The organism is Oceanisphaera sp. IT1-181, assembly GCF_033807535.1.
Taxonomy (GTDB): Bacteria; Pseudomonadota; Gammaproteobacteria; order Enterobacterales; family Aeromonadaceae; genus Oceanimonas.
In genome coordinates this window covers 2,646,923-2,661,148 of the sequence record NZ_CP136856.1, presented here as the reverse complement: position 1 = coordinate 2,661,148, position 14,226 = coordinate 2,646,923, and the positions used below count along the sequence as shown (strand labels likewise).

Genomic DNA, 14,226 nt, shown 5'->3' with positions numbered 1-14,226 from the left:
GCTATTCTTCTGTATACTTGCCTCCACTCTGGGCGCACTTATACCAATACTTATTACCTACAATAAGTACCAATCACAGGGAACTGGCCGTTATGATCCCAAGGATAGATCTGCAAGCGCAGATAACTCCCACCTATTTTGAATTTCTTGATGCCTTAGCCGAAAGCGGCTTTCGCGGTGACATTGAACGCAGCTACGCTAGCCGGCTAGCGGTGGCCACCGACAACAGCGTCTATCAAATGCTACCGCAGGCGGTGGTGTTTCCGCGCTCAGTTCAAGACTTAAGCCTATTGCTTAGCTTGGGCACTAAAGCGGCGTTTCAAGACATTAAGTTTACCCCCCGGGGTGGCGGCACCGGCACTAACGGCCAGTCATTAACCGAGACCATAGTGGTGGACAGCTCGCGCCACCTTAATCAGCTGCTCACCATGGATGTGCCTGGCAAACGGGCGCGAGTGCAAACCGGCATGGTGAAAGACAAGCTCAATCAGCTGGTCGCGGGTCATGATTTATTCTTCTCGCCGGATCTCTCCACCAGTAATCGCGCCACCTTAGGCGGCATGATCAATACCGATGCCTCGGGCCAAGGCTCTTTGGTGTACGGTAAAACCTCCGATCATATACTGGGCGTTACCGCAGTCTTAGTGGACGGCAGCATTATCGAAACCGGCCCGGTGAGCGGGGCGGCATTAGACGCTAAGCTTGAAGAAGACAGCCGCGAAGGTGAGCTGTATCGCTGTGTGTATACCAGCGTAACCGAGCATGCGGGCGAGATTGAAAAACGTTTTCCTAAACTTAACCGCTTCTTAACCGGTTATGACTTAAAGCATGTGTACCATAAGGCCAGCCATACCCTAGATTTGACCCGCATCTTATGTGGCAGTGAGGGCTCACTGGCCTTTATCGCCGAAGCTTGGCTGGATCTCACGCCTATTCCTCCTTATCGCACCTTGGTCAACGTCAAATACGACAGCTTCTTGTCGGCACTGCGTAATGCGCCCTTGATGGTGGAAGCCAAGGCGCTTTCTGTGGAAACCGTCGACTCTAAAGTGCTGGGGCTAGCGCGCGAAGACATCATTTGGCACTCGGTAAGCGACTTGATTCAAGACGTGCCCGGCAAGGTGATGGACGGCCTGAATATGGTCGAATATGCCGATCACGACCCAGACGCGCAGCGTGAAAAGGTCGATGCACTCTGTGCCCAGCTTGATGGTCTGATGGCGCGCGGTGAAGCCGGCATTATCGGCTATCAAGTCTGTGATGACTTGGCATCACTCAATCGAATTTATGCCATGCGCAAAAAAGCCGTGGGCCTGTTGGGTAATACCAAAGGCCGGCAAAAGCCGATCGCCTTCGTGGAAGACACGGCTGTACCACCAGAAAACTTGGCGGATTATATCGTCGAATTTCGCGCACTGCTGGATGCGAACCAGCTGCAATACGGCATGTTCGGCCACGTGGATGCGGGTGTGCTGCACGTACGGCCAGCGCTCGATATGACGGATCCCGCACAAGAAGTCACGCTGCGTAAAATATCCGACAAAGTGAACGCTTTAACCGCCAAATACGGCGGCCTAATGTGGGGCGAGCATGGCAAAGGCTTTCGTTCTGAATACAGCCCGACCTTTTTTGGTGAAGTGTTGTTTACCGAGTTGCGCCGTATTAAGTCGGCATTTGACCCTTTCAACCGCTTAAACCCGGGCAAGATTTGTACGCCGCTCGACAGCCTAGACCAATTAGTGTCGGTGGATGCCACCAAGCGAGGCTTTTATGATCGCCAAATCCCCATTCATGTGCGTGACAGCTACACCCCCGCCATGGATTGTAACGGCAATGGCTTGTGCTTCGACTTTGATGTGAACTCACCCATGTGTCCGTCGATGAAGCTCACCTCAGATCGCCGTCACTCCCCCAAAGGTCGCGCCGGATTAGTGCGTGAATGGCTACGCCAACTTTCGGCTCAGGGCTTCGATCCCATGGCGGAAGAAGCGGCCATTATGACTGGGCGCACCAGCGTCAAAGGCTTAGTAGAGCGCGTTAAGTTTACGTGGCAAAAGCAGCGCGGCGAATACGACTTTTCTCATGAAGTAAAAGAAGCCATGGACGGTTGCTTGGCTTGTAAAGCCTGCTCCAGCCAGTGCCCAGTCAAAGTGGATGTGCCGACTTTCCGTGCCCGTTTCTTACAGCTGTATCATCAGCGTTATCAGCGCCCGCCAAAGGATTATTTAGTATCAATGGTGGAGTCATACACGCCGTGGATGGCTAAAGTGCCGGGCTTAATTAACCCGCTGATGAACAATAAGCTGGTGAAAGCCGGTGTCAGCTCACTGTTAGGCATGGTGGACATGCCCTTGGTGAGCCAGCCGAGCCTGACCAAGTTATTGGCGGACGGCGCTAACACGCCTTTTGACTTAAACGAGCTGGAGCGCTTAAGCCCTGAGCAAAAAGCCAAGACGGTATTAATCGTCCAAGACCCGTTCACCTCATTTTATGATGCTAACGTGGTGTTTGACTTGGTGCAGTTAGCCCGCCGTCTGGGCTTTAAGCCGGTAGTGTTGCCCTTTAAGCCCAACGGTAAACCGGCCCACGTAAAAGGCTTTTTACGTCGTTTCGCCCATATGGCCGCCGACAGTGCGCAGTTCCTAAATCATCTGGCACGCCTTGATATTCCTATGGTGGGCGTGGATCCGTCTCTCGTGCTTTGCTATCGCGATGAATATAAAACAATTTTGGGCCCAGCCCGTGGCGATTTTGAGGTGTTATTGCCCCAAGAATGGTTGTTGCAACAATTGCCAACCCTTCCAGCCCGAGACATAGCTGGCGAGCCTTGGTATTTATTTGCCCACTGCACCGAGAAAACTGCCAAACCCACCACGCACCAAGATTGGGCGGGTATATTTGCGCACTTGGGCGCCGAGCTGGAAGCGGTGCCAGTAGGCTGTTGCGGCATGGCCGGCACTTATGGTCATGAGCGCGAGCACCTAGACGGCTCTAAACAGTTATACACCATGAGCTGGGCTGAGCCGCTGCGCAAACGACCCAACGATCGCTGTTTGGCCACCGGTTTTTCTTGTCGTTCACAGGTGAAACGCATTGAAGGGCAGGGCATTCAACATCCAGTGCAGGCATTGTTGAGGTTGCTGAAATAAGTTGAGGCTACTTAAATAAGTTATAGCGCCAAGCGCCAAGCGCTCGGCGCCAAGCTTAACAAAGTGCGTGGTTTTTATTTTTGCCGTCATCCTGACGAAAGTCAGGATCTCTATTTAGGTTCTAAAACTAACAGCGAGATACTGGGGCAAGCCCAGTATGACGGCATAGTGCGAAGGTCAATAAAAGACGATGTTTTTCATTCAACTAGGCGCTGGGTGCAGGGCGCCTAGCGCTGCTAAATCAATTAAGGAAACAACATGGGAATTATTTTAAATTTAATTATTGGCGGACTGGCTGGTTGGATCGCTGGGCAAATGATGAAAGGCCGCGGTTTTGGCGTAGTGGGTAATATTCTGCTGGGTGTCGTGGGCGGTTTTTTCGGTGCCATTATGTTTCGCCTGCTCGGACTCACGTCCACGGGTATAGTGGGTTCACTGGTGATATCGACCATAGGTGCAGCATTGCTGCTCTATATCGCCCGCAAGATTAAAAAATGATACTGACGATGTGAGGGGAGAGGCTGGAGTTTGTCTCGGGTTTTTCTCCTCACGCCCTTCGTTCTACACACCTCACTATTTACGCTTCACCCCTCACGTTTTTTAAATAACGCTGGACATTCACTGTCAATTAACAGAGAATGCGCCCTCAGCCCAGTTGGGCATGACCTTTTGTGATGTGGGTCACGATAGTTGAAGCAAGAAACACAGTGCTTTATATCGTAATAACCCGCCTATTCGGCATGCTACATGGCGATTCAACACTGTGATTTAATGCGCATGAGTTGAGTTCGTTAAGACCCTGGGTTTATGTAGCTGCCATAATATGTGCGTTGAAGCGGGTTATATTACGTTATACAGGAAGTTAACGTAAATCACGTCCGCGCCAAACGACGCGTTCCCTATTATAAGGGCGCGCACGTCCCCTCCATTTGGGCGCGACGACACAAGTCTGGCAGATCGACATCCATGATGAGAAAGACGCACCGACATTAGTCGGCTCGTTACCATGGCGGTGTTGAGACAAAAATGGCCAGATTAGCCTTGTGAATCTTAGTGTTAAACACACTCTGTAAAGGAAACCCTCACTCACGTGAGAATAGGTTGTCCTTGGCCCTATTGTATCAGTCCGCCGAAATCCTATTTATTCGGAACTGTTAAATGACAAATTCTACACTTGTACTTGCTGAAAACACCCCTGCCTTTACTGAATTAGGTTTGGCTCCTGAAATCTTACAAGCACTGACCGACGCCGGTTATGTGACGCCTTCTGCTATTCAGGCTGCCGCCATTCCTACTTTGCTTGAAGGCCGTGACGTTTTAGGCTTGGCACAGACGGGTACTGGTAAAACTGCTGCATTCGCACTGCCGCTGTTGAGCACCATTACCGGTGGTAACGCAACTCCACAAGTATTGGTATTAGCACCGACCCGTGAGCTGGCTATCCAGGTTGCCGAGTCGTTTGAAGGCTATGCCAAATACCGCAAAGACATCCGCATTATGTCCATCTATGGTGGCCAAGCGTACGACACCCAAATTCGCTCATTGAAGCGCGGTGTTGATATCGTGGTTGGTACTCCAGGTCGCGTAATGGACCACATGCGCCGTGGCACTCTGAAATTGGATAATCTGAAAGCATTAGTGCTGGATGAGGCCGATGAGATGTTGCGCATGGGCTTTATCGACGATGTAGAATGGATTTTGGAACAAACTCCAGCTACTCGCCAGATTGCTCTGTTCTCAGCTACTATGCCGCCGGTTATCCAGCGCGTTGCTCAGAAATACCTGAACAACCCTAAAGAAGTGCGCATCGAGAACAAAACCCGTACTAACTCCAGCATCAAACAGCGTTACTGGTTTGTACGTGGTATGAACAAACATGAAGGTTTGTGCCGTTTGGTAGAAACCGAAAAAATGGATGCCATGCTGGTATTCGTACGTACTCGTAAAGACGCTGAAGATCTGGCCGAGATGATGAGCCGCGAAGGTCACGCTTGTGAAGCCTTGCACGGTGATATTCCGCAGAAATTGCGTGAAAAAGTGATTGAGCGCCTCAAGAACGGCCGCTTGAACATCTTGGTAGCAACTGACGTTGTTGCACGTGGTCTGGACGTTGAGCGTATCAGTCACGTAGTGAACTTCGACATGCCTCACGACAACGAATCATACGTACACCGTATCGGTCGTACCGGTCGTGCTGGCCGTGAAGGTGATGCAATCTTGTTTGTTACGGGTCGTGAAAAGCGCAGCCTGTTCAACCTTGAGCGTCATACTCGCCAACCAATCGAAGAAATGCAGATGCCGTCTGCTGACGAGATCAACAAGATCCGTGCCGAGCGTTTCAAAACTAGCCTGCGTGTTAGTGTAGAAGCCGATGAGAAATCTCTGGCACCGTTCGTAGAAATGATTGAGTCTTTAGAAGAAGAAGGCATCGACAGCTCACAGTTAGCCGCTGGTTTAGCCCGCTTACTGCAAGGCGACCGTCCATTGTTTATGGAAGACCGTCCGCAAGCTGCTCGTCGCCCAGAAGTACGTGAAAGCCGTGACCGCAACGAGCGTTCAGACCGCAGCGACCGTGCTGAGCGCGCTCCTCGTGCACCACGCTCAGGCCGTGACGAAGTAGCAATGGAAACATTCCGCGTAGACGTAGGTCGTGTACACGGTGTTAAGCCAGGTCATTTGGTAGGTGCGATTGCTAACGAAGCAGACCTTGAGTCACGCTTTATTGGTCAAATCCAAATCCACGATGACTTCTCTACTGTTGACCTGCCACAAGGCATGACTGCAGAAGTGCACAAAGTACTGCAAAACGTACGTGTGTGTCAGCGTCCGCTGAACTTGGCTAAATACGAAGGTGGCCCAATGCCACGTCGTGCAAGCTTTCGTCCAAACGACGACCGCAAGCCACGTAGCCCACGTCGTACTGAGCGCTTAAACGGCTAATCCCCGCTTAATCGCATCATAAAAAAGGCCTGTCGAGCAATCGACAGGCCTTTTTGTTTTTTATGAAGCGTGAAGTTCAAAAGCAAAAGACTAGAGATTTTTTGCCACGGAATACACGGAAAAACACGGAAAGATAATATTAGGGTAATGAGGAGTCGCTTCTAGTAGGAGAACGCTTGCTCTCGCATTTCGCTGCAAGCGGAACCTGCTTATGGAACAGATAGCGCCGCCGAAATTTACATATTGCACTAGTGTAGGCACAGCTTTAGCTGTGCAATATCGCTTGTGCACAAGATCCTTGAACAGTGTAGCTGCCCGTCTCTTTGGTAAAGAGGACTTTGGCAGGCCAGCGTAGCTGGATAGTTTTAGATTCAAACCTTAAGGCAAACCGTGCTGAATAAATTTGCATCTACAAAAGTCCAGAGCCAAACCCTAACCTTCGTCATCCGAGGAGTGCAACGACGTGGCAATCCAGGGTTATGTACTGCGCTGTTGTAGCATGGATTGCCGCGCTGCGCTCGCAATGAACTGTGCTTTTTTTCAAGCAAATTCTGGTGAATAGGCTGTTTTTTTAGTTGCCACTGCAAATGCTTGTCTAAGCAGTTTATGTGCGATGGCGATGCTAATGACTTTAGCTGGCTTGCCTAATGCTTGAAGTCGTTCATACAGAGCCACGCAGGATGGATTGCATTTTCTGGCTGTCCAGCTGCATAGATACAGGAGTTGACGTAGCCGGCCTTGCCCCATTTTGGCTATACCACCTCGCCCTCTAACAGAGCTGCCTGATTCGTAAGTCGTTGGGCTTACGCCTACATAAGCGCTGAGCTGTTTAATACTAATAAACTTAGTAAATCCACCCGTAGATATAATCAACTGAGTCGCTGTTTTACTACCGATTGAGGGAATACTGTTGAGTAGCTTATACAACTCAGCAAAATGCTTTTTTACTTGTTTTTCCAAGTGCGCTTCGCACTCAATAATGTCCTGTTTAAGTTGCTCTTTGCGCCTTAAAAACTGCCTGTCTACCATTGCACTTCTGACCACTAAGTAGCTCTGTGCATGCCCACGATTAGACAAGCGTGTCATGTCTTCAGTGAGATCATCTAGCCAGCCTTGCGCGACTTTCAGCTCTTGTAAGTGGTGAGGCTCTGGCTCCCAAAGCATAAATTCTACGTTTTCGCCGTAGCTCAAAATCAAGCTGGCATCAGCGGTGTCTGTTTTAACGCGAGACAGCCTCATTTGCCCATAGCGTTTAATCACTAACGGGTTTATCACCGCCACGTTACGCTGGGTTTCAAAGAGCATGACAGCCAAGCGAGCATGATAAACGCCCGTGGCTTCCATCACGTAAATTGCGTCTGCTGGCGTGGCCTTTATAAGCTGATTTATTCCACTAGCAGTGGAGTCAAAGCGTTGAGTTTTGATACGGCCGTTTTCTTTCCAAGCAATATCAAACCAGTCTTTGCTCACATCTATACCTACAACCACTTTCATTCTGGTTTCTCCTGTTGTAAATACCGGTGCTTAAGCAGTTTCAGCAATCCTAAATACGAGGTCTTGGCCTCAATGAACTGTTCGAAATTTACTTAAACAAGAGAGGGCGGCTATCATTGCGAACAGTCTTCAAAGACTAAAGACAAATAGAGCCTCAGCCCCTCTCTTTTGGTTGTTGGATTATACGTCTATAACCAACAGGGAAAGCATAGGAAGACAGACAAAGCCAAACAGGTGTTTGTTTTAACGTAAGGCGCACAGCGTAAGGCGTATAGCTTGTTTATCCGTCATCGAGGAGTGCAACGACGCGGCAATCCATAGTTATGTACCGCGCCGCTGTAGCATGGATTGCCGCGCTACACTCGCAAAGACGGAATAAGGGCGCATAACAATTCCAAATTCAACATTCAATATCGGCGCGGCTGTCGCTGTTTAGCTTTAACGGGCAGCGTACGGCGTATGACGTAAAGCGTTGTTTTTCACCCATAAAAAAACGCCGCACTCTGAGAGTGCGGCGTTTATCATTTTGCGTGGCGCTTGGCCTAAAGCCTTGTCTAAAATTAGTTAGACAATGACTCAGGCAGGTGCTCTCGAATGGTAGAGAGCATGACTTTTAATACCTTAGGGTTCGCACACACTAGGTTACCGCTGCGCTCAAAGTTATGGCCACCCACAAAGTCGGTCACAATGGCACCGGCTTCACGAGCAATCAGGCTGCCTGCAGCAAAGTCCCACGGCTTTAAGCCCAGTTCCCAGTAACCGTCTGCACGGCCTGCGGCTACGTACACCAAATCTAAGCTAGGAGCACCGGCACGGCGAATATCAGAGCACTGTACGAACAGGTCTTTAAACATACCTAAATAGGCATCGGCGTGGTGTTTTTGCTTAGAAGGAAAACCGGTGGCCAGTACTGTGTTGGCTAAGTCTTTTGCCTTACCAGTACGAATACGATAACCGTTCAACTGAGCACCGGCACCGCGGCTGGCGGTGAATAGCTCATCACGAATTGGATCGTAAACTACGGCTTGTTCGGTGCGGCCTTTTACACGTAGCGCAATGGATACGGCAAAGTGAGGAATACCATGCATGAAGTTGGTAGTGCCATCAAGTGCGTCAACAACCCACTGATAATCAGGGTTGCTGCCGGTTAGTTCACCACATTCTTCACCAATAATGGTGTGCTCCGGATAAGACTTACGGATGGTATTAACGACGGCGTTTTCTGCGTCTAAATCGACATTGGTAACAAAATCGTTCTGGCCTTTTTGACGAGTTTCGATGTTATCAGGATTGGCAAAACCTTTGACGATAACTTGACCAGCGTTACGCGCAGCGCGTATCGCGATATTCAGCATCGGATGCATATGAGTGAACCCACTTGATGTTAAAGAACGAAATTTGAGCGGCATATTATACCTGTGAACGAAAACTAGGCAAGAGATAAATCTGATCCCGAGCCGTCAGTTCACACCTTCAATGAGTGCGAACGACTCACCCAAACGAAGCCTGAAACCCTGCGTTATGTATAAATAAGTTCGTATAAAATCTCAGTAACAGAAAATGATAGCTAAACATCGTCTATGACAAATGCAGGTGATTAGAAAAACTAGGTCTAGCCATTATAAAAGGTTGCTCTGAATGCTGTTGCTAGTTAATGCCACTGCTCGCTATCATATCAGCCTTATGATAATTGCCTATCGAGGCTGTTTTGGAGCGCGACATGTCGGGCCTGTCTTTGGTGTTGTTGACGGTGTTAATGGTGGCCTCGGGTCAAATGACCCAAACCTTGTATGTGCCGGCTATGACCGACATGGCGGATGCGCTTCTGGTTGCCAAAGACAGCTTGCCGCTGCTGATGGCCTGCTATCTGATCCCTTATGGTTTGTTTCAGTTTGTTTACGGGCCGCTGTCGGACCGCTTAGGCCGTCGGCCGGTGTTACTGGTGGGTTTGTCCGTCTATGTGCTGGGCTCTGGCCTAATCGTGTTGTGGCCGAGCTACCCTATGTTATTAGTGGGCAGCTTTATTCAAGGCGCAGGCACGGCGGCGGCGGGCAGCTTATGTCGTAGCCTAATGCGCGATAAATTCGAAGGCACAGCTCTGGTACGCTATAACGGCTACGTGTCGATGGGCATTATGCTCGCACCACTGCTTGCCCCCTTGCTCGGCGGCTACCTTAACCAGCACTTTGGCTGGCAGTCTATGTATCTGTTTTTGCTGCTACTGGGTTTAAGCTGCACGGTGATTATTTTCTACTGCTTTAAAGAAACCTTACCCGCTGAGCGTCGTCACCAACAATCCATATTGCCTGCCTATTTGCACGTCTTACACAGCCATGCATTTTGTCGACAGCTGGGCATGTTAATGGCGGCCTTTGCGGGAGTGATTTTATATGAAGCGGAGTTTGCTGTGGTGGCCAGCCAACACGCCACCTTAACCAGTCGTGAGCTCAGCGTGCTGTTTATTCTGCCGCTCCCATTGTATTTTGCCGGCGCTATGCTGGCGGCGATGACCGCCGGCCGCTGGTCCGTATCTCGATTACAGAGGATCGCCACCTTAAGCTTATTGTTGGGGGCAGGAGTGATACTGGTGTCGGCGTTTGAAGATGAATTGAGTTTGGTGGGTTTAGTGCTGGGTGGTGGCCTGTATTTTGCGGGTGCCGGTTTATTGTTTCCGGTGGCGACCTCGGCGGCAGTGGAACCTTTCGCCCGCCACAGTGGTAGTGCCGGCGCGCTGCTCGGCGGTTGCTCTAATTTAGGCGGAGGCGTGTTTTTATTGGTGCAGGGCGGCTTGCCGCAAATGAATCAAGGCGTCCTGGGAGGCCTCTTGCTGGCGTTTGCGGGTATTACTCTATGGCTATTGCTGCCCGCTCATCACGCGCTGCCAGAGCCGGGTTTATAGATGCTAAATATAGCTAAGCAGTTCGTCATAACTGCTATGGAAATACAGCTGTCAGTAAAAGATAAGGATTAAAGATCTTCTTTGCCACGGAACCCACTGAATCCACGGAAAAATAGAGATGAGAGAGAAAAGTACCAAGTTATTAAGGGGGTAGACCTTACCCCTCAGTAGCTCTATCACTCGTCACATTTGAACTCTTCCGTGCGTTCCGTGTTCTTCCGTGGCAAAAATAGCTTTAGGGTTTGTATCATCAACTGACTCCACCTGCGGTGCAAGCTCAGCTGTCGGCGTGATGTAACACTACAAACTTATCCCACAGCTGCTCTTGGCTCTCAGTATGCGCGGGATCGATGATAATGCAGTCGATAGGGCATACGCTGATGCAGGTGGGTTTATCGTAATGTCCTACACACTCAGTACACAAGTCTGGCTCTATCTCATAGATTTCTGCGCCATAGCTAATAGCACCATTAGGGCACTCGGGTTCGCACATGTCGCAGTTGATGCAAGAATCTTCGATTAATAATGCCATACCCTTTACCACTCGCTTACAGACTTAAAAATATCGTGCACAGCATAGCATTTTCCTACTTTAAATAGCGCCAATCGCAGATTTTGTGATCTCAGCCAGAGCTGGCTTACCTTGCCAATGCCGCCTTGGCCGAGCACAATATGTCATCCCTCCCTGATGAGACTTGTCTATGGAACTGGCTAACTATCGGCGTGAATATCTGCAAGGCGGCTTGCGTCGTAACAACTTGCCGGACGACCCTTTATCTTTGTTTGAAACCTGGATGCAGCAAGCGGTGCAGGCAGACTTGATGGATCCTACCGCCATGGTGGTGGGCACGGTCGACGAACAGGGTCAGCCATATCAGCGCATCGTATTGCTTAAGCACTTGGATGAAAAAGGCTTCGTATTTTACACCAATATGGGCAGCCGTAAGGCCAGCCAATTGGCCAATAACCCCCGCATTAGCCTGCTCTTTCCTTGGCATATTCTAGAGCGCCAAGTGCACGTGACCGGTCAGGTAGAGCGTTTGTCGGCGCTAGAAGTCATGAAGTACTTTAGCAGTCGGCCCAAAGACAGCCAGATAGGTGCTTGGGTGTCGCAGCAATCCGCCCGCATCTCGGCCCGTGGTGTACTGGAAGGTAAGTTTTTGGAAATGAAGCAAAAATTTGCTAAAGGCGAAGTGCCGCTACCGAGCTTTTGGGGTGGCTTTAGAGTGAAGTTTGACTCGATTGAGTTTTGGCAAGGCGGTGCTAATCGCCTGCATGACCGTTTCTTATACCAGCGCCAAGAGTCGGGTTGGTCGATTGACCGTTTAGCACCTTAAAAGGTATTTTATGCTGATCTGCAGAACCGAACGACCCGGTGACGGTGACGAAATAGATGAGCTGGTGTGTGCCGCCTTTGGCCGCGAGCAAGAAGGCGATTTAGTGTGGGCACTGCGCGAGCAAGGCGCCATTAGCATGAGCCAAGTGGCCGAATACGAGGACGCTATTATTGGCCATCTCTTAATGAGTCCGATATTGATCGAAGGTGAAGACATCGGCTGGCTGGCGTTAGCACCCATCAGCGTGTGGCCAGAGTGTCAGCGCCAAGGGGTAGCCAGTTCCTTGATTTTCGCCGCGCTGGATTGCGCCAATGAGTTAGATTGGGCGGGCGTGGTGCTATTAGGTGATCCTGAATTTTATGGCCGCTTTGGTTTTAAGCCCGCACTGGATCTTGGCCTCAGCCTTAAATCGGAAGCCGCCAGCACCGGCGAAACCTTGCTGGCCATGGCGTTTAAGCCGCCTGCGGCTAAAGGCCGAGTCACTTATCATCCTGCGTTTGGATAAGAATATGAAGTGTAAAACGTGAAGAGTACAAAACACCGAGTCTGTTGATTCAGTGTTTTGTCTTTGCCGTCATCCTGACGAAAGTCAGGATCTGGGGTTGGAGTTTTAAAGATAAGAGCGAGATACCGGGGCCGTCATGCTGATACTGACTCAAGTTCAGCATGACGAAGATTCAGTACCGGTAAGACGGCATTGGGGACAAGGCGTTATGCGTTGTGGTGTTGCCGTCATCCTGACGTAGGTCAGGATCTCGCTTTGGATTTTAGTGTTTTTAGCTAGACGCCGGGCGCTCGGCGCTTTTTACTCTTCGTCTTCTTCAAAATACCAATAGCCTTGGTTGACCAAGGGCAGCAGTACTTCAAGTAGCGCTTGGGGATGGGCTAGGCAGGCGATTTGTGGGCCATGAATGCGTGACTGGTCGCAGAGCAGGGCAATGGCATTTGCGTCTGGCTCAGCCAGTTGGTAACGCTCACCGTCTAGGTAAAACACGGCAGTTTCATCGGCCATGTAAAAGCAGCGCGCGCCGGCTAAACGATACAAATAATCGCCGTGATCCAAACGCAATACTAATTCTTCCAGACTATAAGCTGGCTCTGCAGGCTCAAGATCCAAGTCGTGCTTAGCTTCTGAGGTCATTTGGCCAAACCAGTTCGCCAAGCGCGCAGGATCAGCTAATAACTCCGTCATCAGATTTTTTACTTGGTCCAACACCTCGGGCTCAATGCGCCCGTGTGCGGTGGCAGCAGTCATGCCCACATCATCAAAGCGACGGCTGTCGGTCTCGTGAGCCAACATATGATCCGCAAAGCCCGAGATTAAATCCCGCGCATCCGGGGCACGAAAGCCTACCGAATAGTTGAGCGCTGGCGTTTCGGCATAGCCTTCATGGGGGCAGCCCGGCGGAATATAGAGTACATCCCCTGGGGTCAACACTTCGTCTATCTCGGCCACAAAGTCTTCGCAGTGGCGCAGCGCGCCGTTCGCGGCAAACTGCTCCAAGCTTTGCGGTAAACCTACCCGCCAGCGACGGCTGCCAGAGCCTTGAATAATAAACACGCCGTATTGGTCGATATGGGGGCCCACACCGCCACCGGGTGTAGAAAAGCTCACCATCACATCATCAAAGCGCCAGCCTGGGATAAAGCGAAACGCATCCGCCAATTCTTGCACGTCTGGGTGCCATTGGTTCACCGCTTGCACCAACAAGGTCCAATCGGTTTCGCCTAAATGATCATAGTTATCGAAGGGGCCGCTCTCTGCATGCCAACGATCGTCGGCACGCCACACGCGGCGCGCTTCAACCTGTGGTTCTAATGCGAGTCCTGCTAATTCATCTGGGCTAAGAGGATCCTCAAACTGAGCAAATCCTGCTTTGATCAGCAGTGGCTTCTTTTGCCAGTAGTGAGCCAAAAAATCCGTGATATCGAGTTTGAGTGCGCTCTGCATGGCAACCTGTCATTAGGAGTAAGTAAGGTAAGAATAGCGGGCTATTATGCCAAGGCGTAGCCGAGATTGATAGATTGCTCAATCAGTGAAGAGTAAAGCGTGAGGTGTGAGGAGGAAAACAAATAGCAAGCGGCTAGTTTGGTGAGTGAGTTAAGCTTTAGTTTACCTGATTACGTATGAACCTCAGCCATTGTGCCCGATGTTTCGGTTTGTTTTTTCTCTTTGCCCAGTTGGCTCCAAGGCCAAGGGTCTGGCACTTGTAGCAGCCAATTTATTCGGCTGGCCAGCTGCGCTGGCTGGTTGTTAGGTTTAGGAATAAAACCAAAACCGTGCCGAATAAATTGGCACCTACAAGGGAAGAGACGGGTATTTCCCTGTAAATTATTGAACTCATTGATGCTTAATACACTGAAATATGCCTGAGCTTTGTGAGTAATCAGATTAGTTTAAGATTAA

General features: G+C 50.3%; 10 protein-coding genes. 6 read left to right on the top strand and 4 right to left on the bottom strand.

Annotated features, from left to right (window positions below; translation table 11 throughout):
• The first annotated feature begins 92 nt into the window (after nucleotides 1–92).
• The 3 genes from R0134_RS11810 (at nucleotide 93) to R0134_RS11795 (ending at nucleotide 6,089) form a co-directional block, all read left to right on the top strand.
• Nucleotides 93–3,149: an FAD-binding and (Fe-S)-binding domain-containing protein gene (locus R0134_RS11810; protein ID WP_319782132.1), complete on the top strand. Its 3,057-nt coding sequence runs from the start codon at nucleotides 93–95 to the stop codon at nucleotides 3,147–3,149.
• Nucleotides 3,150–3,407: 258 nt separating this feature from the next.
• A complete protein-coding gene (locus R0134_RS11805; RefSeq protein ID WP_319782131.1) occupies nucleotides 3,408–3,647 on the top strand; it encodes a GlsB/YeaQ/YmgE family stress response membrane protein in 240 nt (79 codons plus the stop codon).
• Nucleotides 3,648–4,307: 660 nt separating this feature from the next.
• A complete protein-coding gene (locus R0134_RS11795; RefSeq protein WP_319782130.1) occupies nucleotides 4,308–6,089 on the top strand; it encodes a DEAD/DEAH box helicase in 1,782 nt (593 codons plus the stop codon).
• Between the two features lie 540 nt (nucleotides 6,090–6,629).
• Here the strand turns inward: R0134_RS11795 and R0134_RS11790 are convergent.
• Nucleotides 6,630–7,583, bottom strand: coding sequence for an IS110 family transposase (locus tag R0134_RS11790; protein ID WP_319782129.1), 954 nt, complete (start codon nucleotides 7,581–7,583; stop codon nucleotides 6,630–6,632).
• Between the two features lie 560 nt (nucleotides 7,584–8,143).
• On the bottom strand, nucleotides 8,144–8,947 hold the full coding sequence (gene suhB / locus R0134_RS11785) for an inositol-1-monophosphatase (protein WP_319782128.1): 804 nt from the start codon (nucleotides 8,945–8,947) through the stop codon (nucleotides 8,144–8,146).
• A gap of 356 nt (nucleotides 8,948–9,303) precedes the next feature.
• Between suhB and R0134_RS11780 the strand changes: the two genes are divergently transcribed.
• The gene (locus tag R0134_RS11780) at nucleotides 9,304–10,482 is read left to right on the top strand and encodes an MFS transporter (RefSeq protein WP_319782127.1); all 1,179 of its coding nucleotides are present in this window, start codon (nucleotides 9,304–9,306) and stop codon (nucleotides 10,480–10,482) included.
• 277 nt (nucleotides 10,483–10,759) lie between these two features.
• Here the strand turns inward: R0134_RS11780 and R0134_RS11775 are convergent, their stop codons facing one another.
• A complete protein-coding gene (locus R0134_RS11775) occupies nucleotides 10,760–11,014 on the bottom strand; it encodes a YfhL family 4Fe-4S dicluster ferredoxin (protein ID WP_319782126.1) in 255 nt (84 codons plus the stop codon).
• Nucleotides 11,015–11,183: 169 nt separating this feature from the next.
• Here R0134_RS11775 and pdxH point away from each other — a divergent pair, with 169 nt between their 5' ends.
• A complete protein-coding gene (gene pdxH / locus R0134_RS11770; RefSeq protein WP_319782125.1) occupies nucleotides 11,184–11,819 on the top strand; it encodes a pyridoxamine 5'-phosphate oxidase in 636 nt (211 codons plus the stop codon).
• A gap of 10 nt (nucleotides 11,820–11,829) precedes the next feature.
• Nucleotides 11,830–12,324: an N-acetyltransferase gene (locus R0134_RS11765; RefSeq protein ID WP_319782124.1), complete on the top strand. Its 495-nt coding sequence runs from the start codon at nucleotides 11,830–11,832 to the stop codon at nucleotides 12,322–12,324.
• 300 nt (nucleotides 12,325–12,624) lie between these two features.
• Here the strand turns inward: R0134_RS11765 and R0134_RS11760 are convergent, their stop codons facing one another.
• Entirely contained in the window at nucleotides 12,625–13,770 is a 1,146-nt protein-coding gene (locus R0134_RS11760; protein ID WP_319782123.1) for a cupin domain-containing protein, read from the bottom strand.
• Nucleotides 13,771–14,226 lie beyond the last annotated feature (456 nt).